This is a genomic window from Kribbella sp. NPDC026611, assembly GCF_040638345.1.
Lineage (GTDB): Bacteria > Actinomycetota > Actinomycetes > Propionibacteriales > Kribbellaceae > Kribbella.
Window position 1 is genome coordinate 288,609 of sequence record NZ_JBEZYC010000001.1, and the last position, 22,312, is coordinate 310,920.

A 22,312-nucleotide genomic window follows, 5' to 3' on the forward strand; every position below is an offset into this window, starting at 1 on the left:
AGACCAGGCTTAGTAGGCTTCGACCTCGGTGGTTTTGGCGTTGCCGCCGGGGGTTGGTTGGAGGTTGACCTGCCAGCCCTGGTTCTTGCCGAAGGTTTGGTCGAACTTTTGGAATGCGCAGTTTGCGCTGAACTGTTTGCGGTCGGGGTTCCACTCCGAGCCGCTCTTGAAGTAGATCTGGTAGGCCCCGCCGATGCGGTCGATCATGGTCGACTTGGTCGCCTGGAGGTAGACGAGCAGCTGCGGCTGGCCCGGCGGCTTGCCCTCGGTGACGATCGAGACCGCGACGTCCTTCGCCGTACCGTTCGTGAGCTTGAGCCGCCCGGTCCCCTCGGGGCCCTTGCGGACCAGGATCTCGCCGCTCGACGGAGTCTCCAGCTTCGGCGCCGGCCCGGGGTCGGGCAGCGTGCTGCCGAACTTCAGCTTGAGCCGCTCCATCGGCTCCAACGCGCCGGCCAGGTCCGCGAGCAGCTGCCGCTGGATCTTCTGCGAGGTGTACGCCGCCCCGCCGCACCGCGCGTTCTCCTCCGCCTCGTCCGACTTGCCGAGGGTCGTGGCTGCCACCCCGAGCCGCTCCTGCAGCAACTGGTGGACGGCGGTCAGCCGGGATGTGACCTGCAGATCCGCCAGCCGGGTCGCGACGGTGTTCATGGTGGTCGCCAGCGTGCCCATCGCCTCGGTCAGCCCTTCGGCCGTGCGGACGCGCGTCAACGCCTGCGCCGGTTTCGCCAGCACCTGGTCGATCCTGGCCAGCTCAGCCTGGTACGCCGCCGACCCCAACGGCCCCGCCGGCGGTACCGAAGACGCCGGCGCCGGCGCTGACGTCGTACTGCTCGTCGGCGTCGACTCAGCCACCGGACTCGGACCCGGCCCCCCACCACAACCGGTCAGCAGTCCAACACCCACCCATAGCGCAGCCCAGCGCCGCATCCCCAAAACCCCCAGGTCGCCCATAGGGGTTGTCTCCCGATCCCGCGCCTACTGCGCTGCACTCGGCACGGCACCTCGCCGCACGGGAGCAAAGGCCACGATGCTCCGCATCGAGACCTTCGCTCCCCCGCGCCGATGCACCGCACCGAGCACATGCTCGCTACGGCGCGGGATCGGGAGACAACCCCTCACCCGTCCGCGGCAAGGGTAAGCGGCGCGACCAAGAAGAGGCGAGCAAACGCTCGTGTCTTAACGGAACTCGAGCTTCTCAGTCGCGTGCTGCCGGGCGGACGAAGGGGAAGGCGAGGGTGCTGCGGATGTTCTGGGCGGTGAGCATCATCATCACCCGGTCGACGCCGATGCCGAGGCCGCCGGTCGGGGGCATGGCGTACTCGAGGGCGGAGAGGAAGTCCTCGTCCAGCGACATCGCCTCGGGGTCGCCGGCCGCGGCCTTCATGGACTGTTCGGTGAGGCGGCGGCGTTGCTCGACCGGGTCGACCAGCTCGGAGTACGCCGTACCGATCTCGGCGCCGAAGGCGACCAGGTCCCAGCGCTCGGCCAGGCGTGGTTCGGAGCGGTGCGTGCGGGTCAGCGGCGACGTCTCCAGCGGGAAGTCGGTGTAGAACGTCGGCAGCGTGGTGTTCGGCTCGACCAGCTCGTCGTACAGCTCGAGCACCAGCTCGCCGGCGCTCATCTCGAAGGTCGTGTGTACGCCGTGCTCCGCGCACAGCTCGCGCAACCGCTCGACCGGGGTGTCCGGGCTCAGCGACTCACCGACGGCCTTGCCGACCGCGTCGTGGACCGTGATGATCGGCCACTCGCCGGAGATGTCCAGGTCGCCGTCCGGCCGCCGGACCACCGGCTTGCCGAAGACCGCGGTCGCCGTCTCGATCAGCAGCTCGCGGGTCAGCTCGCGCATCACGTGGTAGTCGGCGTACGGCTGGTACGCCTCGACCGACGTGAACTCCGGGTTGTGCGTCGCGTCCGCACCCTCGTTGCGGAAGTTGCGGTTGAGCTCGAAGATCTTGCCCATCCCGCCGACACTCAGCCGCTTCAGGAACAGCTCCGGCGCGATCCGCAGGAACAGCTCGGTGTCGTAGGCGTTGATGTGCGTGACGAACGGCCGCGCGTTCGCGCCGCCGTGCACCGCCTGCAGCATCGGCGTCTCCACCTCGATGAACCCGCGCGTCTCGAACCCGTTCCGCAAGGCCCGCACGGCCGCGCTGCGCTGCTGCATCATCCGCAGCGAGTCCGGGTTCATCACCAGGTCGATGTGCCGTTGCCGCACCCGCGCCTCGGGGTCGGTGAACCCCTTTCGCTTGTCCGGCAACGGGTGCAGGCACTTCGCCGCCATCACCCACGAGGTCGCCGCGATCGACAGCTCGCCGCGCCGGCTCGTCACGACCTCGCCGGTGACGCTCACGTGGTCCCCGATGTCCACCAGCCGCCGCCACTGGTCCAGCGGTACGTCGCCGCAGTCCTCGGCGGTCAGCATCACCTGCAACTGCGCCAGGCCGTCCTGCAGCTGGGCGAACGCCAGACCACCGTGGTCGCGCATCCGCATCACGCGGCCGGTCACCGACACCGTGTGCCCGGTGTGGTGATCGGGCGCCAGGTTCGGGTACAGCTCGCGGACGCGCTCCAGCGTCTCCGTCCGCGGCACGCTGACCGGGTACGGTTCGATGCCTGCGGCAACGAGTTCGGAGAGTTTGGTCCGCCGGATCTGCTCCTGCTCGGTGAGCTTGCGCTCCGGCAGCACCGGCCGCAGCAGCTCGACCTCCTGCGCCCGTACGGCGGCAGCGAACGCACCACCGTCGGCGGTCATGATCGAGTGCCGCTCCGCCGCTTCCGCGCTGTCGACGCGGGTCCACGGACGCGGTGCGGGGAGGAAGCCCTCCGCAGTACCGGCCGCGAGCACGACCTGGGCGAGTGATGCGCCCCGCGAGTAGCACATCAGGCGCGGGGACCACCGCGGCAGGTACTTCTCGTTCGACTGGTACAGGCTCTCCAACTGCCAGAACCGCGAACCGGCGGTGAGCAGCGCGTTCGTCAACCGCAGCACCGGGCCGGCGCCGACCCTCTCCGCGTCGCTGAAGATCTCCCGGAACATCGCGAAGTTCAGCGAGATCCGGTGTACGCCGAGGTCGCCGCACGCGTCGACCAGGGACGTGACCATGAACTCCATCAGCCCGTTCGCGGACTCGGGGTCGCGCCGCATCAGGTCCAGCGAGACGCCGCGCACCCCCCACGGTACGAACGACAGCAGACCGCGGACCGTCCCCTCGGAGTCCCGCGCGATCACCATCACGCAGCGCGCGTCGGCCGGGTCGCCCAGCCGCCCGAGCGCCATCGAGAACCCACGCTCGGTCCGCGCCCCCCGCCACCGCTCGGCGAGGTGCACGTACTCCGCCAGCGTCTCCGGCGACAGGTCACCGTGCCGCACGACCTCCGCGTGGTACCCGGCCCGCTGCACCCGCGTGACTGCCTGCCGCACCGGACGCATCGTCCGGCCTTCGAGTGTGAAATCCGCCACGTCGATGATCGCCTCGTCGCCCATCGCCAGCGCCCGCAGGCCGGCATCGACGTACGCGTGTGCGGCCTCCTCGCTCGCCGACAGCACCGCAGGGGACCACCCGTACCGCCGGGCTTCGTCGAGCCACCGCTGGATCGCGCCCGGCCAGGCGACCGGATCACCCAGCGGATCCCCACTGGCCAGGCTGACGCCGTTCACCACCCGGTACGCGATCGCGGCGTCGTTCCCCGGTGCGAAGATCACCGCCTTGTCCCGGCGAGTGGCGAAGTACCCGAGGGAGTCGCGCTCGCCGTGCAGGAGCAGGAGCCGCCGTACCTCGAACTCCTCGGGCTGGGTCAGGTACCGCACCCGGCGGACCGAGCGGAGGAAGATCCAGAACGCGATCACCAGCGAGGCCGTCGAGATCGCGCCGACCGTCAGGCCGATCCAGCCGTGGCCCTCGTGGCCGCCCATCTTGCTGCGCGACTGGCCGAGCGCGGCGACGACGGCCCAGCCGATCTTCTGCCGCTGGCCGGACAGCGTGCGGGGGAAGACCTGGGTCAGCGTGACACTGACCGCGACCGAGACCATCAGACCGAGCACCAGCGCACCGACCGCGAGCCGGCGGGTACCGGGCGCCAGCCGGGCCGGGAACGCGCCGCGGATCTTCCACAGCAGCACGATCAGCGCGGCGACGACGAACCACTGGACGATCGCCCACTCCAGGCTCGACACCGGGTCGCGGTCGAGGTCGGACAGCAGGTCCTTGTCGTTCGGACTGCTCAGCAGGACGGTGGCGAAGGCGATGTACCCGGTCAGGCCGAGCAGCCACAGCCCCTCGAACACCCACAGCACCCACAGCAGCGCGGCTCGCTTGCCGCGCAGCAGGGCACTACCGACGACGGCCAGGTAGACCGCCGGCAGGATCGTGTGCCCGGCCGGGATGCCGACGAAGTCGAACGCGATGTCGACGCGTTTCACCAGCACCGGCGCGAAGAAGTGCAAGGGGATGGCGAAGAACGACCACACCGAGGCTGCGACAACGACCCGGCCGACCCAGACCGCGGCCCGGTGCTGCCACACGGGAATCACTGCTTGCTGTTCCGACCGCACCAGCCGATCATCCCACTTGTTCCCTGAGACTTCGGTGTACCCAGCACCACCCTGACAGTACAGTTGACGCCACAGCCAAGACTTAGGTTGCTGTGAAACGCTGGCCAGTATGTTCTTGGTGCCCTACCGCCTCGTCCGCAACCTGATGATTGCCGCGGGCGTGCTCTACTGCAGCCTGCTCCTCGAGATCGCGGCCGGCTTCCCGCTCGACGTCCGCAACTCGTTCCTCAGCGAGCTCGGCGCGAAAGACCAGGCGACCAGCCTGTACGCGCGCGGTATGGACCTGGCCACCGCCGTCCTGCTCGTCATCGCCGTACTGCTGGCCCGGCCGGCGGCGCGTCGGCACCGGGACGTGGCCGGCCTGCTGATCAGTACGGCGGTCTTCGCGATCGGGACGCTCTTCGACTCGCTCTCGCCGATGGACTGCGCGCCGTCGATCAGTGCGGCCTGCCGCGCGGCGGAGTCGAGCGGGCAGGACGGGTTCGCGCTCTTCGTGCACGAGGCGACGTCCACCCTCGCCGGTCTGGGCACGATTGCCCTGGGCATCTTCTCGGTGCTCGTCCTGCGACGGTTCGGCTGGGGCGGCGCGCTCGGCAGGCTGGTCGCCGTACTCGCGGCCGGGGTGGCGGTGACGAACGTGTGGCTCGGGGTCAAGACCGGGCTGGAGGTGCTGACCGGTGACGAGCTGCACGCCCCGGGGATCCTGCAGCGGGTCTCGGTGGTTCTCGTCTGCCTGTTGCTGGCGGTGCTGTTACCAGGTCTGAGGCAAGCTTGGCTTCGATGAGCCTGACGTGGATCGTGGTGCCCGGCCTGGCCGAGACTCCGGAGGAGTTCGGCCGGGTCGTCGAGCTGCTGCCGGACGCGGACGTCCGCGTCCTCGACCCGTGGCGTACGCCGCTCGCCTCGGACGTCGACGCGCTGCGCGCCGCGGCCGGGCTGGCACCGGACGCGGAAGTCGGCCTGATCGGGCACTCGATCGGCGGACTGGTCGTCCTGCGCTGGGCCCTGACCCGGCCGCTCGAGGTGCGGAAGCTGGTCCTGGTCGACACCAGCCTGACCTCTGAGACCGGGTGGAGCGTCTTCTACCCCGGGACCCGCGCGGACCGGATCCTCCGGTCGATCACCACGTCGCTGGGGCGGATCGGCCTGCCGCGACTGACCGCGGGCGCGCTCCGCTGGCTGGTGACCCGGATCGGCAGCATCTCCCACCACGATTCGTTGTCTAAGGCAACAATCAGGGAGCGGTACGGCGCTCCGACCGCCTGGCTGCTGTTCTGGACCGAGCTCGCGGGCAGTTGGGTGATCGCATCCGAGGTGGCGAAACTGACGGCCGGACCGGTCGGCACGATCGCGCCGACGACGATGCTGGTCGCGACCGGCGGCACCTCGCGACCGACCGCCAGGAGCTGGCTGGCGGGTTCGCGCCGGCTGGCCGAGGTCCTCGGCGCGACCGTCGAGGTCCTGCCCGACGCCGCTCACCTGGTGCACCTGGACCGTCCCGACGCCATCGCCGCTGCCGCGCTGAGCTGAACCCCCTTCCGCTGTGCCCGGGGCGCTGGCGTACGCTCATTCTACTGAAACAGTCGTGGCAGTATCCTTCCGTAGTGGATGTGCACAATGAGTGAGCGCATGCAGGTGAGTCGGGCTTTACGGTGGAGATGGTTCCTGGACGATGTCCGTGACCACTGCACAGCGATCTGGCGGCTGTACGTCAACCGCCACTACCCGTCGTGGGGCCCGCGATGATCGTCGTGACGTGCTCGGCCTGCGACCGGCGGTCGCTGCTGCCGATGAGCATGGTGACCGGCCTGGACCGGCGCGTCGATCTGGCCGGACAGGTCGTGTACGAGCTCGCCTACACCTGCTGGTGCGGCGAGCCCGGTGTGAAGCTGGTCAGCGGACCAGTGGTGGCTAGGTAGTGCTGGTCATCGCCGGCGTCGGCAGCTTGCGCTGCCACACCTCGTCCAGCGCCATCCGCATGGCGCCGGTGACCACCGCGTCCTCAGCCAGCGCGGACAGCTCCAGCTTCGGGTGGTTGAGCGTCAGCAGCCGTAGCTGATCCGAGATCGCGTCCAGCAGTACGGCGCCGGCGCGGGCCACACCGCCACCGATCACCACAGCGGTCGGGTCCAGCACGAGCACGGCGGGTGCCAACGCGCGAGCGAACGCCCGAGCGACCTGCTGTACGACGGCCTGCGCCACCGGGTCACGCTCGGCCGCTGCCGCGAAGACGTCGGCGGTGTCGAGCTGCTCACCGCCCAGCTCGGCCAGCCGGGACTGCGGGTTGTCCAGCGCAGCCTGCCTGCCCAGCGCGGCGATGGCTTCCGAGCCAACCGCACGCTCCAGCGGGCCGCGGCTGTCCTCCGGGTTGATCACGTCGTCTGTATCGGTAGCGATGAAGCCGATCTCACCGGCGGCACCTGTGCCTCGGTGCAGCCGTCCGTCGATGACGATGCCGGCACCGAGCCGCTCACCCCACTGAACCGCCAGCAGCGTGCCAGTGCCGCCGCGGGCAGCTGCGATGGCCAGAGCGGCCAGGTTGGCGTCGTTGTCGAGCATGACCGGGCAGTCGAGCAGGCCACGGACATGCTTGATCAGGTCGATGGCAGACCAGCCGGGGACGGACGGGACCAGCTGAACGCGTCCGGTGTGCTCGTCCACGATGCCGGGGCTCGCGGCGACAGCAGCCGCCACGTCCTCGGCCGGCACCTCCGCCTCGGCCAGGGCCTCGGTGATGACCTCACTGATCACGCCGAGCAGCTCCTGCGCGGTCCAGCCCGGGCCGGAGCGGCGTACCAGGGACAGCTTGCGACCAGCCAGGTCGGAGACGCCTACGGTCACCCGGTGCGGGCCGACGTCGAGCCCGAGCACCGGCGCCGCGCGGCCGCGCAGCGACACGCGGATGGCCGGTCGGCCGAGCGATCGGTCCGCGGAATCCGGGCCGTGCTGCTGCAGCCAGCCGGCGTCCAGCAGCTCGTCGACGGCCTGCGCGACCGTCGGTCTGGCCAGACCGGTCCGCTCGACCAGTTCGGCGACGCGCAGCGGTGCCGGCGCGGAACGGCGTACCGCATCCAGGACCGAGGCGACATTGATCCGCCGCAGCATCGTCGTTCCGCCGCCGCCGACCGTTCCCTTGCTCATGTCCGACCCCTTGCCTGCCACTCACCCAGTATAGATAGCGAGCGTTCGTAAATACTGGTTCGTTACACCGCCGGGCGGCGCCGGTGCGTGAGTCGACAACTATCACCCATCCGGCACCGGCAGTGCCAGCACACGCACCCGACCCGGAATCGGCCCCGAACCAGTACCGGGCGCGGTACCGGCGTACGACCGGGGACAGGACCGGGATAGGAACTGTCAGTCGGGGAGCACGGTCCGGGCGAAACTGCTCAGTGCCTCCCGGTCCGGTTGCCGGGTCTTCGTCATCAGACTGGCGACGTGCTTCTCGACCGTTCGGGGCGAGATGTGCAGCCGCGACGCTATCGACTTGTTGCCGATCCGGTCCACCAGTAAGCGGCAGACCTCGTACTCGCGCGTGGTGATGCCGAGCTGCCGCAGGTGTGCCGGCACCTGCTCCGAACCACTCCGGCGCTGGGACACGGTTGCACCGAGCTGGCGGAGCAAACTGCGGCAAGCACTCGCCACGGCCTGCACGTCGGCGTTGTGGAAGTAGTCCTCGGCCTGCCGCAACCAAGCAACGGGCTCACCCCACCCGTCCGCGTGCGCCGGCTCGGCGATCAGCCGGAGCCCGAGGTGCTTCGGCAACGGATACAGCTCCGCAGTCTCCATCGCCTCCCGCACCTTGGTGTTGGCCGCCTCGACCTGCCCGTCCCGCCCGAGCAGCACCGCATGCGCCAGCTGAACGAACTGCTTGTTCCAGCGCATCCCACTCGCCGCGGTCGCGGTCACCGCCTCGAAGTGCGCCCAACCGTTCCGCCCGGACAGCACACCGAGCAGCAGCCCCAGCCCGTTCTTGCCGGAGGTGTGGAAGGTGGTCGGATTCTGCGCGTCGTACGCCAGCGCCTGCGCCATGTCGGAGTCGGCCAACTCCCTGTTCTCCTCGAGCAACGCACAGAACGCCCGAGCAAGGCCGTAGGAGATGGGAAGCTCGTACGACGCGCGTTCGCCGCCCCAGTTGGCGACCTCCGCCAACGTCTCCTCCATCGCGGCCCGACGCCCCTGATGGGCTTCGAGCATCGCCCTGGTGACCAGGAAGTACGTCGCCGAGCGGCCCATCCGCAACCTCCGGATGACCTCCCGGTGCTCGTCGATGATCTCGGCTGCCCGGTCGTACTCGGCGCGCATGACGGCCTGCTGGCAGAGCACTCCGTCGATGTCGTACACCAACGGGATCGCGCCGATCCGCAGCGCCTGCTGGCGGGCCCGCTCGAGCTCGGCAACGCTCCCGTTGGCCAGGCAGATCGTGCCGGCCTGGAAGATGTGCGAGCACACCCGCAGGAACGTCATTCCGTGTTCCTCGGCGACCTTTCCGGCCCGGTGGAAGTAGTCGATCGACCGATCGAGGTCGTGCTCCCGGGCCAGGATGCCGAGCATGTGCAGCGCTTCGCAGGCCACCTCTGGCAGGTTCGCCCGCTCTGCTGCTTCGGCCGCCCGGGTCGCGAGCTCGGTCGCGGCGCGGAGCCGGCCGGGGTTGGTGCGGGCCATCTCCAGGTTCGCCGCGATCGCGTCCACCGGCGCGAGATCGGCGTCCCCGGCATTCTTGCCGAGGAGCGTCCGAGCCGTCGCGACGTGGGTGAGGGCGGCGGCCCAGCGTCCGGCCATCTGCTCGGCGTTCGCGAGCTGGACGTGCAAGGCCGCGACCCGGCGGCTGTCGAGGTTCCGGTCGGCCATCTCCTCGACCGTCCGCGCGTGCGCGCCGATGGTCTCGAACTGTCCGGTCTCGCTCAGGGCCAGTAGCAACGACTTCAGCACCTCGGCCCGGGTGGAGATGTCCGGATCGCCCGCCAGCAGGGCGCTCGCGCGCTCCAGCAGCTTCACCGCCGAACCCATCGAGCCCTCGCCGAACGAGCGTCGGCCGGCGGTCGCGAACAACCGGCCGGCGCGGGCCAGGTCGCCACCGGTTTCGGCCAGCTCCGCAACCATCTGGCACCACTCACCGGGCAGTCCCGGGTGCAGTTCCTCGATCGCGTCCGCACACTGTCGCGCCAGCGTGGCTCGCTCGGTCGGCGTCAGGCCGGCCAGCAAGGCCTCGGCGGTCAACGGATGCCGGAACGCGTACCAGTCCGGCACCGGCTCGTCGGGACCGACGAGCTGCGCGGCCAGTCCGGCGCGCAATGTGGCCAGCAGCAGCCGTTCGTCGGTACCTGTTGCCTTGCGCACCACGCTCAACGGGAACCTGTGGCCGATCACTGCGGCCAGCACGAGCAGGTCGCGGGACTGTGCACCCAGCTGATCGGTGCGGCTGCTGATGCTGCGGACGACGGCGGCGGGCACGTTCGTGTGCAGGCCGTCGACCACCTGCACGCTGCCGTCGGCTTTCGACAACAGCTGCCCGGTCCGGCTCGCCTCCTGCAGTAGTTCCTCGACAATGAAGGGGATTCCGGCGCTGTCGTGCCACAGCCGATCGACCAGTGACTCCGGTACGCCGGTGTCCGGTACTTCGAGGCAGCCCGCTGCCAGCTCACCGACCTCGTCGCGCTCGAGCGGTTGCAGCTCGAGCAGCTGCGCCGATCCGCGCTGTGCGGACAGCCTGGCGAGCTCGAGCGCCGGACAGGCCTCCGAGCGCAGCGTCGCGATCAGTGCGATCGGCTGGTCGTCCAGGTTGTCGAGCAGGTACTCGATGACCGCCAGCGTCTCCGGATCGGACCCGTGCAGGTCTTCGAGGACCAGCAGGCAGCCCCGATCACCGGCGACCAGCCCGAGCAGCCGGAGGACCGCTTCGCCGAGGACGACCGGTGAGGTGGCGGTGCTGTGCGCCGTACCGTCGTCCCAGTCCGGGACCAGCCGGCCGAGCACCTGGTGGTACGGACCGAGGCCGGTGGTGTCCGGCATCTCGCCGCGGCGGACCAGCGAGAGCAATGCCTCGGTGAACGGGCGAAACGCGACCATGGTGCCGATCGCGCCGACCCGGCCGCGCAACGTCGCCATGCCGTGCTCGAGGCCTTCGGTGGTGGCAAGCGCGGCGAGCCGGCTCTTGCCGATACCGGGTTCACCGGTCAGGAAGATCGCACCCCCGCGGCCACCTCGGGCAGCAGCCAGCAGGTGCTGGAGATGATCGATCTCCGGGTTCCTGCCGACCACCTTGGGCGAACGGGTCTGCATGATTGCCAACTGTAACGACGGATCGCTGCTCGCGCAGGTACTTGACCTGAGCAACCGGCCACCCCCGTGGCCGGTTACCCGCTTCAGTCAAACGATCGCTGGACCCTGCTCAGTTCACGCTGATGGTGGTCCAGGTACTGCAGCCGTCGGTGACGGCTGCGATGGCGAAGGCGCTCAGGCCTACGGTGCCGACGAGGGCCAGCGCGCGGGCGCCGGTCCTGGTTCGGGTCGGCAACGTGATCGGGCCGATCGGGTCCGGGCCTTGGGCGGGCCGGGCTTCGGGCTGTGGTTCTTGGTGCTGGGCGGTCATGCTTCTCCCCTGTCACTGTGTGGGTTCCGGTGCTGTGATGGGCACCTCGACCCGGTGGTTGGTTCGAGCAGCAGGACGGAAGGTACGCGTTCGGCGAACGCCAGCCGGAGCAACCCGTAGCCGATCCCTGCCAGACCGGTCAGCAAGCCTGGAGACGGCACGGCTCGGGGTGTCCCGCACTGCGGTCCGTACTGCTGCACTGCCGCGAGCACCAGCCCGGCACGGCGACGCCGTACCGCCTCTGCGGCTGGGTGTTCGCGTTCGGCGAGCCACACTAGCGACTCCACCGCGCCGAGCTCGCCATGACACAGGCTCATGTCTGCGAGCACCGGACGTTCTGCTGCGGTCCTCAGGTAGATGTCGAGGTCCGCGGGTACGCCGGCCGCCCACCGGGCCATCGCGGTCCCGGCATCGCCGGAGCACCAGCCATATCCGCCCGGGACCTCGCGCCGATCCAGGTCGGCTGCGGTCCGGGCCGCGTTCAGGTACCGGTCACCCGGTACGCCGTACTGTCCCAGCGACCAGGCGATGCCTTGGTAGCCACGGGCTAGGCCGCTCTGGGGTGCACGGAGGCCTTCGCGGAGCCCGCGCTCCACAGCGGCGACCAGTTCGTCGGCGTACCGGTCGGCCAGGCGTTGTGCGGCCGGGAGGCCGTCAATCGCTTGCATAGCAGCGAGTCCGCCGGCCGCACCCTCGGCGTACGTCGGGAACTCGGTCGGGTCGGGGACGAGCTGCTCAGTGAGCTCCAGTGACGTTGCCAGCCAGTTGGTGAGCTCGGGATCACCCAGCAGGCTGCAGAGCCGGTTGAGGGCGTAGCTGATACCGCCGAGGCCATGGAAGCCCGGTCCGACGAGCTGTGCGGACTCGAGGTCTTCGCCCAGAGCTGCGAGGAGCTGTGGGATCGGACGGATCGCGTCGCGCGCCAGGTCGCAGTACTTCGAGGTGCCGGTGAGTACGCCGACCTGCGCGAGGAAGAGCGCCGTACCGGTGTAGCCGTTGGAGAGGCCCGCGCCCATGGAGCGGACGGACCAGTGGTGGTCGTCCAGGAGCTCCAGACCGAGCCAGTTGGCCGCGCCGCCTGGTTCGCTGATCACCTGGGCGACGATCTCGTCAGCTATGTCAGTAGCTGCGGCCAGCAGGCGCTCGGGGTCTGCCTCGCTCGCACCGAGGTGTTGGCGGATGGCAGTTGTGTTGTGGACGATCGGCTCCGGTCGGGTGGCGAGTGACGCGGAGATGAGCCACCGCTGCCGGTGCTCGTCGACGTCGCCAAGGCTCGCGATCTTGGCCTTGACCGCGGTCAGCCCTTCAGTAGCAAGGACATCAGCGATCCGCGTGCCGTCAGACGCCCACACATCCCGGCTGTCCGGCCGTGTGGTGAACAGCGGTACGTCGCCCGCCCACAGGTCTGCCAGCTCGTACGGGACGACCGCATGCAGCGTTTCGTCGGCGTCCCACAACAGGTCGAGCAGCTGACTCCGACCCGCCGCGTCCCGCAGCGCATCGGGATGCGTGGCCTCGTCCAGCAGGCTGGTGTAGAGGCTGGTGTTCCGCGGTACGAACCTGAGCTGGTCCGAAGCGCACTGGGAGAGCAGCGCGAGCAGCTCGTGACGGTGCCGGGCAATCGCCTCATACGCGGCCCGGAACCCTGCCTGTACAGCGATCTCGTGCTCACGGGGCTCGATCATTGCGCCGTCGAGCAACGGCCGGTTGGCCGCACGATGCGTCGTACCCGGTCGGCGGACCAGGTGCATCGAGTCGAGGCCGGCGTCGGCCCAGTCGACCACGCTCGTCGGTGCCACGCTGCCCTCGTCACCTCCGAACCCGGACATGTCTGCCACACCGTGCTCTCCGCTGACCAGCAGCGGCAGCAGTGCGGTGCGATAGACCGAGCTGAGGAGTGTGCGGTGTGCGGGGTCACGGCTCCACGCACCAACCGGCATGTGGCTGGGGTGGAAGAGCGTCTCGACGTCGACGAGCACAGGCTGGTCACCAACGGCGATCAGGTTCTCGTAGTGCATGTCGGTGCCGTCCAGCACGTACAGCAAGGCCAGCAGAGCGCCCTGCCGGTGGTAGAAGCGCCGTACGGCGGCCAGGTCCGCGCACGGCTGGTGGACGACGTACTCCAGCCAGCCGTAGCCGTCGCGGGTGACCAGGTCGACAATGCGCAGGTCGAGACCGGTCTTTGTGGTCAGCCAGCCGACGAACTCGTTGAAGTGCCGGTGCAGCTCGAGCGGCCTGGGCTTGTAGACCAGGCGCCGCCCGTCGGCGAAGGTGAGGATCGCGGTGCACCGCCCGCCCCGGTGGGGATCGCCCCCGGGATCGATCGCGGTCAGCGCGCCGGGGTCCCGGCCGTCCAGCAGTCCGGTGACGAGCGACTCACGGTCCTCGGCGAGTCGCGCCAGCAGCTCGAGGTGACCCTCGACACCCTGCCGGCACGACTCGCCCAGGACCCGGGCCAGCACCGGATATGCGGCCAGGAACTCCGCCAGCTCGCTCCCTCCGACGAGCCGGTGGGTGAAGTCCAGAAAACGGTCGGCCGGGGTCGCACCGGCCAGCTCACCGCGGTCCCGCGCGCGGGCGAGCTCGAGCACCAGCGTCCGCGACGCCAGCCGCACCAGCCGCAGCCCGAGCCGCTGCAGGAACTGCTCGGTGAGTACGCCGGTGTGCCCGGCCGCGGCCAGGTCCCGCCGGGCCGCGTCGAGCAGTGGTGCCAGGCAGCGCATGAGCGCCTGCCGCCAGTCCGTGTCAGACCCACCCGCTGCCCCGGCCGCCCCACCTGATGTGTGGCCGCCGGTGACACCGGTCCCTGCAGGGCCTCGACCGGCGGCAGGCGCGCTCGGTTGGAGGGCTGCGCTCGACTCGACGCTCGACTCGACGCTCCGCTCGACGTACTCCGCCCACGCCGGAGCGGGTCCGTGGGTCCACTCGTGCGGGCGTAGTCCGGCCGACCACCAGGTCTCGCGCTGGTTGGTCCGGGCCGGCCCGGCGGTCGCAGAGTTGAGCACGCGCACAGGCTGCCACCGGGGCAGGTGTCCAGACATGGGTAAGCGGCCCCCATATTTCGGCCGGGAGCAGGGACAGGACTGTCCGCGCCGGTGACAGGGCGGTGTCACCGGACGTCAGCTGGTGGTTCCGGGCCGGCTGATCGTTACCGGCCGGGGTGCCTGCCGCGGGGTGACGACTGGGGGTTGACCACCCCGCGGCAGCAGCTCCCGGCCGATCGGCCTCTGGTGGAAGGCCGGCCGGCTCGGTCGGGAACGCTACGGTTCCCAGCTAGGTGTGTGCACTCGTCGCCGGCCTCCTCTGTCCGCGAAATCTGGAAGGAACGCCCGGAACGATGCTCCTGCCGGACGGGCCGGGCAAGAGCTCCGCACCCCCAATTTCCGGTCGCTGGACCGGCACCCGCGCATGGGTGGACGACGCCCGGAACATGGGGGCCGAACACCCATGCGCGGACCCCGCTGCCGCTGTCACCGTGAACAGGTGCTTTCCCCTGTCGCTCCTGGACTACCCGTCTCGGCTCACTCGGTGCTGGACGTCGTACCGCAGCTGCCCGGTCAGTCGGCTGCGGCCGCGCTCCGGGAGACCGCGGAGGTGGCACAGGCCGCCGATGACCTCGGGTATCGCCGTTTCTGGGTGGGGGAGCAGCACGGCGTCCGAGGCGTCGGTGGCGCAGCACCGGCCGTGCTCGCGGCGGTCCTCGCCGCGCGGACGGACCGGATCCGGCTGGGGGCCGGTGGACTCCTGCTGACCACCCACCAGCCCCTGGTGGTCGCAGAACAGTTCGCCGCGCTCGCAGCTGCGTACCCGAGCCGCATCGACCTCGGTGTGGGCCAGCAGCACGGCATGGCGGCCAGTACGTCGGCTGCGCTCGGGGGCGGGGCCCGTGACACGTTTCCGCAGCGGCTGGACGAGCTGTGCGGGTTCCTGCGTGACGGACTGCCCGGGCGGGCGCCGGTGGGCGACGTACGGCTCTCGCTGGCGGGACTGCCGACGCCGGTGTTCGTGGTGGCCGACCACCCGGGTGCTGCCGCTACGGCCGCCGTACGTGGGTTGCCGGTGTTTCTGGCGCATCACTGTGCTGCGGCGATGACGCCTGCGGCGGTAGCGGCGTACCGGGATCATTTCGTGCCTACTGGGTCGACGACGAAGCCCTACCTGGCCGTCACGGTCGGGGTGGTGGCGGCTGACTCGGAGGAGGAGGCGGTCATCCGGTTTGCGGAGTACGTGCGGGTGAAGACGCGGCTCGCCGCGGCCGGCCCACGGACCACACCGGCCGAGCTGATGGCGTTGCTCGAGCCGCCGCTGACTGGGCGGGAGCGTGGTCGTGCAGAGCGGCTGCTGGACGACCCTGGTCACATCGTCGGCTCCAGAGCGACCGTCGCGTCCGAGCTGGGCACACTGGTGGCGGCGACGACCGCTGACGAGATCATGCTCGTCCCGCTGGCCTTCGACGGACTGATCCGCGCGTCCATCCTGCGCACGGTCGCGGCCGGCCTGACCCGCATCATTCGCACCGTCCCGAGGCACGCGCCACCCTTGATAGCCACGGCCTAGTCTGGGTACTGCGAACCAGACGAGAGGCGGGGTCATGGCGTCAGAGCGGGAAGTCCTCGAGGCGTGTCCGACCGAGCTGTTCATCGGCGGCAAGTGGGTCGCGGCCGAGGGCGGCAAGACCCTCGCGGTCGAGGACCCAGCCACTGGTGAGACGCTCACCGAGGTTGCCGACGCCAGCCCGGCCGACGGGAAGGCCGCGCTGGATGCAGCGGTCGCTGCGCAGGCCGACTGGGCTGCGACGCCACCGCGTGAGCGCGGCGAGATCCTCCGCCGGACCTATCAGCTGATGACCGAGCGGGCCGACGAGCTCGCGCTGCTGATGACGCTCGAGATGGGCAAGCCGGTGGCCGAGTCGAAGGGCGAGATCGCGTACGCGGCCGAGTTCTTCCGGTGGTTCGCCGAGGAAGCGGTGCGGATCGACGGCGGGTACCAGATCGCACCGAACGGCAAGGGCCGGTTCCTGGTCATGCGCCAGCCGATCGGGCCGTGCCTGCTGATCACGCCGTGGAACTTCCCGGCCGCGATGGGCGCCCGGAAGATCGGCCCGGCGGTTGCGGCAGGCTGCACGATGGTGATCAAGCCGGCCGCGCAGACGCCGCTGTCGATGCTGAAGCTGGCCGAGCTGATGACCGAGGCTGGTCTGCCGGCGGGCGTTCTGAACGTGATCACGACGCACAACTCGGGTGGGGTGATGGAGCCGCTGATCCGCGACGGACGTGCGCGCAAGCTGTCCTTCACCGGCTCGACCCCGGTCGGCGTCAAGCTGATCGAGCAGGCCGCCGAGAAGGTCCTGCGGACGAGTATGGAGCTCGGCGGGAACGCGCCGCTGCTCGTGTTCGAGGACGCCGACCTGGACAAGGCGGTCGAGGGCGCGATGCTGGCCAAGATGCGCAACGGCGGCGAGGCGTGTACGGCGGCCAACCGGATCTACGTGCACTCGTCGGTGATGGAGGAGTTCGCTGCCCGGCTGACGGAGCGGATGTCCGCGCTGAAGGTCGGCCGCGGGACCGAGGACGGTGTCGACGTCGGGCCGCTGATCGACGGCACCCAGCGGGACAAGGTGAACGACCTGGTCGCGGACGCGATCGCCCAGGGGGCGCGCGCACTGACCGGGGGATCGGTTGCTGAGGGCAACGGATACTTCTACCAGCCGACCGTGCTGGCCGACGTACCCGCGAGCGCGCGGCTGCAGAAGGAGGAGATCTTCGGCCCGGTCGCCCCGCTGACCGCCTTCGAAACCGAAGACGAGGCGATCGCGATGGCGAACGACACAGACTTCGGGCTGGTCTCCTACCTCTTCACCGAAAACCTCACCCGAGCCCTCCGCGTCTCCGAACGCCTCGAGGCCGGAATGATCGGCCTCAACCAAGGCATCGTCTCCAACCCCGCCGCCCCCTTCGGCGGCGTAAAACAATCCGGCCTCGGCCGCGAAGGCGGCGCGGTAGGTATAGACGAATACCTAGAAATAAAATACGTAGCCGTCAACGTGGATTAGATTCTGGAAGAGAGAAAAAGAGGGCTATTCAGAAGTCTCGAGTAGGCCTTCAAGGAAGAGATTAAAGAAAAGATCAGAGGAAGAAGAGAGATTTGGAGTGGTGGCCGGGTTCGGCGACCGACTGAGATTAGCTACGCGACATCAGCGTGTCAGAACGCACATCGACCGATCGCAATAGAAGAGTTGGAGTTTCTGGCCGGTTGGTCCGGCGTTTGCGGCGCCCGCCGACGCTCGGCTTGTGCCAGCACCACTTGTCGGTCTGCATTCTGATGCGCTGGCGGCACGGAGACGAACTTCCGGCCGACTGCTGAAGCCAGCCACTCCTCTAAATCTCTTCTTTCTCTGCTCTTATTTTATGGTTATTTAATCTCTTTCTAGCTTTTGACCAGTTGGGTTACTGTGACGAGTTGGTAGCCGTGGGATCGGAGTTGGTGGACTATGGGGCCGACGGCTTGGGCTGTGTAGGGGGCGTTGTCGCCGCCGTGCATGTGGAGGACGACTATTGAGCCGTTTTGGGCGTGGGTCAGGACCTGATTGATGATGGGTTGGGGGGACTTGGCGAAGCCGTCTGCGCCGGGGACGTCTAGGCCTACTGCGGTGACGCCGGCGGGGGCCAGTTCGTGGAGGGCGGTGGCGTCGTAGCAACCGCCGGGGAAGCGGAACCATCTGGTGGCGTGGGGGTCCAGGCGGTCCAGTTCGACGATGGCTCGGCGTACGTCGGCGAGCATGTCCTCCTGGGGGACTGTGCCGAGGGTGTAGCAGTGTTTGGTGAAGCCGCGGTGGTCGTAGGTGTGGGTGCCGAGCTCGAAGAGCGGGTCCGCCGCCAGTTCGCGGACCACCTGGGGATACTGCTCCATCCACATGCCGGTCAGGAACAGCGTGGCCGGCACATGCAGCGCGCGAAGCTCATCGATCAAAGCCTTGTTGTAGTACGACTTCACCTTGCCGCTGTAGAGCCGCTTCCGCATGAGAGCCGTGAGATCGGCGTCGAACGTCAGCGCGATCTGCTTCTTGTTGCGTGGCCCGTGGTCGAGCACCGGCATCACCTTGGAGCTGGAGGCCCCCGGCCGTGCCACAACCACCGGCAGGGTCGGTCTGACCGTGCGGACCGGCGGGGGAGCGGTAGTGGTCGGCGTCTCCGGCACCACACCGCTGGACGACGGCGTCCGATCACTGCATGCCGTCAGCGACAACAGCAGCAGACAGGCAACGGCCCGCTTCCCCCAGTAGACAGCCATGGTTACCCAGTATGCCTATCCCCAGGGCCGCTGCTCCCAGTCGCCCCGAGTCATCGCCCATACCTGCACGTCATGGACCTCACCGTGGTGCACGAACGCCTGCCGCAGCGTGCCCTCGTACACCATCCCCAGCCGTCGGGCCGTAGCCGCGCTCCGGGTGTTGTCGGACGTGCAGCGCCACTCCACCCGGTTCAGACCGCGTACGCCGATCACCCAGTCGATCAGCCGTTGCACAGCCCGCGTGATCAGACCACGGCCTTGCGCCTCCGGAGCCATCCACGCACCGAGCTCCGTCGTACCCGAGTCGCTGTCGAACCCGCGCAGCTGCACCCCGCCGACCAGCTCACCCTCCAGCCAGATGCCGTACATGCGTCCCTCGTCCGCGGCCTGCCGACGGGCGTAGCGGCTCAGGTAGCTCCGGGCGCGGTCCTCGTCGGTCACCACCTCGGCCCACGGGACGTACTGCGCCAGCGCGTCGCGCGCCTTGTCGACGTGCGCCAGGAACTCACCGGCCTGCCACGGCTCGAGCGGTCGCAGCTCGGCGGAGTCGGTCAGCGGTACGGCGAAGGGCACCCAGTCACTCTACGGTCAGTGTGAGCCGCTGGATCCCCCAGTTGTCCGCAGCCGGACCCGGCGGGAACCACACGTCGACGATGTCGTCCTTGATCCAGCTGCCGATGTCCACGGCGTAGCAGTGCCCGTAACCAGGAACGAACAGCCGCGTACCCCACGGGATGATCCGCGCGTCGACCGCGCAGATCCCGGTACCGGCGTTGTAGCCGAGCGCAGTCTGTGCGACGTCGTTGTACGCCGACACCCGGTAGTTCAGCGTGGTCCCGACCGGCATCGTGTACGACGCCAACCGGTTCGACGAGTTCAGCCGGTACGACGTGCTGATCTGGCCGATCGACGCAGCGGACGTGTCCTCGGCGGACATCGCGTAAACCTGGTAGTGCGCACCCGCGCACGGACTGGAGTCAGTGACCTGCAGTGTCGGCTGACCCCAGTCGCTGATCCACTGCAACGCCTGACCGTTCCTGAACGCGCGGTACGCCTTCGCGCCGGCCACCCGGTTGAACGTAAAGGTCACGCGACCGTCCGAGCCGAGACCGCCGCTCACACCCGTCGGCGCCGGCAGCCGACCACTCACGTCGTACTTCGGAGCGGTCGTCCCGTCCCCGTGACCGCCGGAGATCGGCCGGTCCGGGATCGGTCCGGTGTAGAAGTGCTGGCAGGCCGGCATCGCGGCCGACGCGGTGGTGGGAGCCACCAGAAGCGCTGCGAATCCGAGCAGGGCGACGGCGAGAACGCGGAATCTGGGCATCGCGGCAAGACCTCCGAGGTGGGGCGGGACCAGGGGGTTCACCCCTAAGTTGCGGTCCCGCCGCACCTTTAGTCAAGGTCTCGTCGTAAGTCAGTTCACGAGGTCGTTCGCGGACCGCAGCACCGGTACGCCGATCCACTCCGGCGCCTTGCCGCCGGTCACGTGGAAGGTGTGGCTCTCGTCCGCGGACAGCGTGACCAGGCCGGAGTCCACCCGAGCCGCCGCGTCCAGCCGGTCCGGGAACAGCGCGAGGTCCTTCGCGAGCGCGGTCGCGGTGACGGTCACGTCGTACCCGTCGTCGGTCGGCGTCACCTCGATCGTGTAGGCGTCACCGGCGAGCTTCAGCTTCGTGTCCTCCACGAAGTACCAGTACGCCGACGCGTCGCCGGCGCGCACTTCCAGATACTCGCCGGCGGCGTCCGCCGCGACGGCCACGGACTCGGGCAAGTCGTTCAGCGTCGCCGCCCGGGCGCCGACCTCCAGAGCGAACCTCTCCCGGGCCAGCACCTCACCACCGCGAGCCGTCGATCGGCGGGTCACCGTCACTTCGGTGGACCACGGCTCGTCGGTTTCGTTGTGCGCGGCAACGACCAGCCCGTTGTCCCGCGGCTGCACGGTCAGCAGCCGATCGGCGTACACGCGCTTCAATGCGAACCACAGCGGCTTCCGGATCCCGTGACCGTCGACCGCGGCCCACGACACCACCGGCCAGTTGTCGTTCAGCTGCCAGACCACCGCGCCTGTGTTCAACGGGGACAGCGAGCGGAAGTGTTCGATGCCATAGGCAACTGCTCGCGCCTGGTTCAGCTGCGTGGTCCAGTGCCAGTCGTCGATGTCCTTCCACTTCGGCAGATGCTCGCCGAGCCCTCGCTCCAGCTTCAGGTTGCCCTCGAACGCCTTCTGGTGCACGAGCATCTCCGGGCCGTACGGATCCAGTGGCGCGTCGTGCACCACCGACGTCAGCGTCGACCAGGCCGGCGGACCCTGGAATCCGAACTCGGACACGAACCGCGGCTGGTACTTCCGGTACGTCGTGTAGTCCACCTGGTTCCACACGTCCCAGATGTGCATCGTCCCGTGCCGCTCGTCGTTCGGGTGGATGAACCGGTCGAACGAGTACGGGCTACCGGCGGAGTACGGCGTCCGCGGGTCGAGCTCGGCCACGATCCGCGGCAGCAGGTCGAGGTAGTACCCCGCGCCCCACGGCCGGCCGGCCAGCGGCTCCCGCCAGCCCCACTCGACGTACCCCCAGATGTTCTCGTTGTTGCCGTTCCACACCGCGAGGCTGGCGTGCCGGCTCAGCCGGGTGACGGCCTCGCGCGCTTCGGCCTCGACCTCGCTCCACAGCGGCTCGTCCTCGGAGTACGCCGCGCACGCGAACAGGAAGTCCTGCCAGACCAGGATCCCGAGCTCGTCGCAGCTGTCGTAGAAGTGTTCGCTCTCGTAGATTCCACCGCCCCAGACGCGCAGCAGGTTCATCCCGGCATCGACCGCGTCCTGGATGCTGGTCCGGTACGTCTCGGCGTTCAACCTGGTGACGAACGCGTCGTCCGGGATCCAGTTCGCGCCGCGCACGTAGATCGGCTTGCCGTTCACCGAGATCACGAACGGCGTGCCGTGGCTGTCCGGGGCGACGTTCACGGTGATGTCGCGGAATCCGACCCGTCCGGTCCACTCGTCGTGGTCGGCCAGCGTCACGGTCACGTCGTACAGCGGCTGCTCGCCATGGCCGCGCGGCCACCACAGGTCAACGGCGTTGACGGTGTTGGTGAGGACGACGGAGTCCCAGCCAGGCTTGACGGTCGCCGACTCCGTGGTCCCGCCGACCTCGACGGTCACCGTCGCGTGCTCCGCGGCCGTGTCGGTCCACGCGAGCGCGACGTGCGTCTTCAGCACGCCGTCGGCGCTCGCCAACGGGCGGACCGAGGCGATCCGTACGCCGGACCACGACTCGATCCGGATCGGCCGCCAGATGCCGACGGTCGCGACATCCGGTCCCCAGTCCCAGCCGAAGTTCGAGGCCATCTTGCGCAGCTCGTTGTACGGGTGCAGGTTCGTGTGCGGCCAGCTGCCCACCTTGGCCCGCGCCGCCTCGACCGCCGTCACCGGACCGACGAACTCGACCACCAATTCGTTGTCTCCGGCAACCAGTGCGCCGGTGACGTCGAACCGGTACGACCGGTGCTGGTTCGCCGTCCGGCCGAGCTCGTGACCGTTGAGCGTGACCGTCGCGACCGTGTCCAGGCCCTCGGCGACGAGCTCCTGCCGGTCGTTGCCGTCCGCGGTCCAGCCGAAGGTTGTCCGGTAGCTCCACCGGGTGCGCCCGATCCAGTGCAGGTCCGACTCGTTGGCGCCGTCGAACGGATCCGGGATCTCCCCGGCCGCCAGCAGATCGGTGTGCACCTCACCCGGCACGGTCGCGGGGACCGCCCGGCCGAGCAGCTCGGCCGGCCCCGGTCCCTCGATGGCGGTCACGGTCCAGGCGGCGCTGGTCAGGTCAACGGTCTTGATCACAGTCGGTCTCCAGATGAACCGGTTTAGTTGCGCCGCG

General features: G+C 69.2%; 15 protein-coding genes. 5 read left to right on the top strand and 10 right to left on the bottom strand.

The window, feature by feature from the left end; translation table 11 throughout:
- Positions 1 to 9: 9 nt before the first annotated feature.
- Both AB0E69_RS01490 and lysX read right to left on the bottom strand, forming a co-directional pair.
- A complete protein-coding gene (locus AB0E69_RS01490) occupies positions 10 to 855 on the bottom strand; it encodes a hypothetical protein (RefSeq protein WP_360137733.1) in 846 nt (281 codons plus the stop codon).
- A gap of 343 nt (positions 856 to 1,198) precedes the next feature.
- On the bottom strand, positions 1,199 to 4,555 hold the full coding sequence (lysX, locus tag AB0E69_RS01495) for a bifunctional lysylphosphatidylglycerol synthetase/lysine--tRNA ligase LysX (protein ID WP_360137736.1): 3,357 nt from the start codon (positions 4,553 to 4,555) through the stop codon (positions 1,199 to 1,201).
- 109 nt (positions 4,556 to 4,664) lie between these two features.
- Here lysX and AB0E69_RS01500 point away from each other — a divergent pair, with 109 nt between their 5' ends.
- From AB0E69_RS01500 to AB0E69_RS01510, 3 genes are all read left to right on the top strand, one after another.
- Positions 4,665 to 5,339, top strand: a complete 675-nt coding sequence (locus AB0E69_RS01500) for a DUF998 domain-containing protein (RefSeq protein WP_360137739.1) — start codon at positions 4,665 to 4,667, stop codon at positions 5,337 to 5,339.
- Complete coding sequence (locus AB0E69_RS01505) at positions 5,336 to 6,085, top strand: alpha/beta fold hydrolase (RefSeq protein WP_360137742.1); 750 nt, start codon at positions 5,336 to 5,338, stop codon at positions 6,083 to 6,085. Before AB0E69_RS01500 ends, AB0E69_RS01505 begins: the two co-directional genes overlap by 4 nt.
- A 212-nt stretch (positions 6,086 to 6,297) precedes the next feature.
- Positions 6,298 to 6,474, top strand: coding sequence for a hypothetical protein (locus tag AB0E69_RS01510; protein WP_360137745.1), 177 nt, complete (start codon positions 6,298 to 6,300; stop codon positions 6,472 to 6,474).
- Here the strand turns inward: AB0E69_RS01510 and AB0E69_RS01515 are convergent.
- The 4 genes from AB0E69_RS01515 to AB0E69_RS01530 form a co-directional block, all read right to left on the bottom strand.
- Positions 6,467 to 7,696 carry an ROK family transcriptional regulator gene (locus AB0E69_RS01515; protein ID WP_360137748.1) on the bottom strand — a complete coding sequence of 410 codons (1,230 nt, stop codon included), beginning with the start codon at positions 7,694 to 7,696 and terminating at the stop codon, positions 6,467 to 6,469. The two genes, AB0E69_RS01510 and AB0E69_RS01515, sit on opposite strands and share 8 nt — an antisense overlap.
- A gap of 216 nt (positions 7,697 to 7,912) precedes the next feature.
- On the bottom strand, positions 7,913 to 10,837 hold the full coding sequence (locus AB0E69_RS01520; RefSeq protein ID WP_360137751.1) for an AAA family ATPase: 2,925 nt from the start codon (positions 10,835 to 10,837) through the stop codon (positions 7,913 to 7,915).
- A 109-nt stretch (positions 10,838 to 10,946) separates the two neighbouring features.
- Positions 10,947 to 11,147 (bottom strand): hypothetical protein, encoded by a 201-nt coding sequence (locus AB0E69_RS01525; protein ID WP_360137754.1) that lies wholly within the window; start codon positions 11,145 to 11,147, stop codon positions 10,947 to 10,949.
- Positions 11,144 to 14,152, bottom strand: coding sequence for a type 2 lanthipeptide synthetase LanM family protein (locus AB0E69_RS01530; protein ID WP_360137756.1), 3,009 nt, complete (start codon positions 14,150 to 14,152; stop codon positions 11,144 to 11,146). The genes AB0E69_RS01525 and AB0E69_RS01530 overlap by 4 nt, the downstream gene beginning before the upstream one ends.
- A gap of 478 nt (positions 14,153 to 14,630) precedes the next feature.
- On the opposite strand from AB0E69_RS01530, the gene AB0E69_RS01535 reads away from it, so the two are divergent.
- Together AB0E69_RS01535 and AB0E69_RS01540 are read left to right on the top strand one after the other, a co-directional pair.
- Positions 14,631 to 15,704 carry an MsnO8 family LLM class oxidoreductase gene (locus tag AB0E69_RS01535; protein WP_360137759.1) on the top strand — a complete coding sequence of 358 codons (1,074 nt, stop codon included), beginning with the start codon at positions 14,631 to 14,633 and terminating at the stop codon, positions 15,702 to 15,704.
- Between the two features lie 34 nt (positions 15,705 to 15,738).
- Positions 15,739 to 17,199, top strand: coding sequence for an NAD-dependent succinate-semialdehyde dehydrogenase (locus AB0E69_RS01540; RefSeq protein WP_360137762.1), 1,461 nt, complete (start codon positions 15,739 to 15,741; stop codon positions 17,197 to 17,199).
- A 374-nt stretch (positions 17,200 to 17,573) separates the two neighbouring features.
- Here AB0E69_RS01540 and AB0E69_RS01545 read toward each other — a convergent pair whose 3' ends face one another.
- From AB0E69_RS01545 to AB0E69_RS01560, 4 genes are all read right to left on the bottom strand, one after another.
- On the bottom strand, positions 17,574 to 18,437 hold the full coding sequence (locus tag AB0E69_RS01545) for a polysaccharide deacetylase family protein (RefSeq protein WP_360137765.1): 864 nt from the start codon (positions 18,435 to 18,437) through the stop codon (positions 17,574 to 17,576).
- A gap of 15 nt (positions 18,438 to 18,452) precedes the next feature.
- Positions 18,453 to 19,010 carry a GNAT family protein gene (locus AB0E69_RS01550; protein WP_360137768.1) on the bottom strand — a complete coding sequence of 186 codons (558 nt, stop codon included), beginning with the start codon at positions 19,008 to 19,010 and terminating at the stop codon, positions 18,453 to 18,455.
- Between the two features lie 4 nt (positions 19,011 to 19,014).
- Entirely contained in the window at positions 19,015 to 19,761 is a 747-nt protein-coding gene (locus AB0E69_RS01555) for a 3D domain-containing protein (RefSeq protein ID WP_360137771.1), read from the bottom strand.
- A 90-nt stretch (positions 19,762 to 19,851) separates the two neighbouring features.
- A complete protein-coding gene (locus AB0E69_RS01560) occupies positions 19,852 to 22,275 on the bottom strand; it encodes a glycoside hydrolase family 2 protein (protein ID WP_360137774.1) in 2,424 nt (807 codons plus the stop codon).
- Between the last annotated feature and the right edge of the window lie 37 nt (positions 22,276 to 22,312).